The 1,850-nt window shown below is 64.3% G+C and carries 2 protein-coding genes and 1 pseudogene; all 3 read left to right on the top strand.

The genetic code is table 11. The features are described from left to right. Positions 1–207: 207 nt before the first annotated feature. Complete coding sequence (locus tag AC07Y4_RS32915; protein ID WP_159275328.1) at positions 208–354, top strand: hypothetical protein; 147 nt, start codon at positions 208–210, stop codon at positions 352–354. Continuing rightward, positions 330–680 (top strand): IS66 family insertion sequence element accessory protein TnpB, encoded by a 351-nt coding sequence (tnpB, locus tag AC07Y4_RS32920; RefSeq protein ID WP_057597926.1) that lies wholly within the window; start codon positions 330–332, stop codon positions 678–680. Before AC07Y4_RS32915 ends, tnpB begins: the two co-directional genes overlap by 25 nt. A 17-nt stretch (positions 681–697) precedes the next feature. Beyond that, positions 698–1,657: pseudogene (gene tnpC, locus AC07Y4_RS32925) on the top strand (IS66 family transposase); the annotation flags it as partial. Between the last annotated feature and the right edge of the window lie 193 nt (positions 1,658–1,850).

Consider the following 1,850-nt stretch of genomic DNA (forward strand, 5'->3'; position numbering starts at 1 on the left):
TAGTCATAAACACGGTCATTTGACTACCTCTTAGTTTAAGAGGGGAACCGTGTCCTCAGATTCAGGGGGCCGCTCCAGGATGCGGCATTCGTTGCTGTACACGTAGAGGGTGAACAAGATCTGCCTCATCGCGAGTGTGCAGTGGCTGTGCCCGCGATAGCCCACGCACCTGCTACGGCCGTGGCGGTGATTCCGAATGAGCGCTCCTTGACGGCACCGACCCCGATGGTCGGGTTGCAGGTGCGCCTGCCCAACGGCGTGCAGATCGATCTCGGTGAGACGAGCCTGCAGGAATTGCCGACGCTGGTGCAGATGTTGAGCCGACTGCCATGTTCCGCTTCGACGAAGGGCTGAAGGTCTATCTGCATCGCGAGCCGGTGGACTTCAGGCTGAGCATCAACGGCCTGGCAGTGCTGGTGGAGCAGGCACTGGGCCTGGACCCGTTCGCCTCGTGCGCGTATGTGTCTAGCAACCGCCGGCGCGACCGGGTAGAGATCCTGGGCTGGGAGCGCAACGGCTTCTGGCTGTTGCTCAAGCGTCTGGAGAAGGACAGGTTCACCTGGCCCTCGGCCGAGGCTGTGCCCACGCTGACGGCTGAGCAGTTGCATTGGTTGCTGGAGGGCATCGACATCGCGGTGGTGCAACGCCACTCCCGTCTGCGCTATTCCAGCGTGGCTTGAAGGAACGATGATGGGGCATGCCGATCGATGATGGCGTGTCGTCGCCCGCCTCCATCACCGCTGAAGAACTCGCTGGTCTGATCGCCGAGCGCGATGCGCTGGCCGGCGCGTTTCGAGTAGCGACCACCGAGCGGGACCTCGCACTGGAGCGGTTGAAGGCGCTGCAGCGTCAGCTGTTCGCCGCCAAGAGCGAAGCCCGCGGCACGGATCAGAAGGACCTGTTCCTCAACGAGGCCGAAGCGCTCGCACCCACCGATCAGACGCCGCAGTCCGAGACAGATGAAGAGGAGTCGACGCCGGTTGCCGGCCATCAGCGCAAGAAACGTGGGCGCAAGCCGCTGGACCCCGCGCTGCCGCGCGAGATCGTGCGCCACGAACTGCCCGAGGCCGAGCGTGTGTGCGCGCATGACGGGCACGCGCTGGTGGAGATCGGCGCCGAGGTCAGCGAGCAGATGGATGTCATCCCCGAACAGGTGCGCGTGCTGCAGCACCACCGCATCAAGTACGCCTGTCCCTGCTGCGATCAGAGCCTGAAGGTTGCACCGACGCCGGCGCGCATCATCCCGCGCGGGCTGCTCACCGAGCAGGCCCAAGCCTGGGTCATCACCGGCAAGTACCAGTTCGGCATGCCGCTGTACCGAACGGCCGTATTGCTGCGCCGCTTCGGTGGCGACATCGCGAGCAACACGCTGGCTGCGGGCATCGTACGCATCGGCCAGGCTGTGCAGCCGGTCATCAATCTGCTGCGCGACCACTTGCTGGACTCGGACCTGATCTACGGCGACGAGACCACGGTCCAGGTGCTCAAGGAGCCCGGGCGCAAGGCCCAGACGAAGAGCTACATGTGGGCGCAGATGAATGGCACTGGCCCACCGGTACGGTTGTTCGCCTATGCGCCAGGGCGTGGCGCCGTGCACGCCGAGAAACTGTATGCCGGCATCCGTCCCGGCACGACGCTCATCACCGACGACTACGAGGCGCTGCTGCCCTGGAACATCAAGCTCGGCGGCGCGTAGGCCTCCACGCACGCACCGGCTCCAACGCCACGCGCAAGGGCGTGGTTGATTGACGGCTTACAGCGCACCGGTAGATTAAGCATTTGTAATCCGCCCGAGCGGCTATTAACGGATTGGATTTCTAGACTGGCGGCAGGGAGATCAACCGACGGCC

It is taken from the genome of Variovorax sp. GW460-12-1-14-LB1, assembly GCF_059423605.1.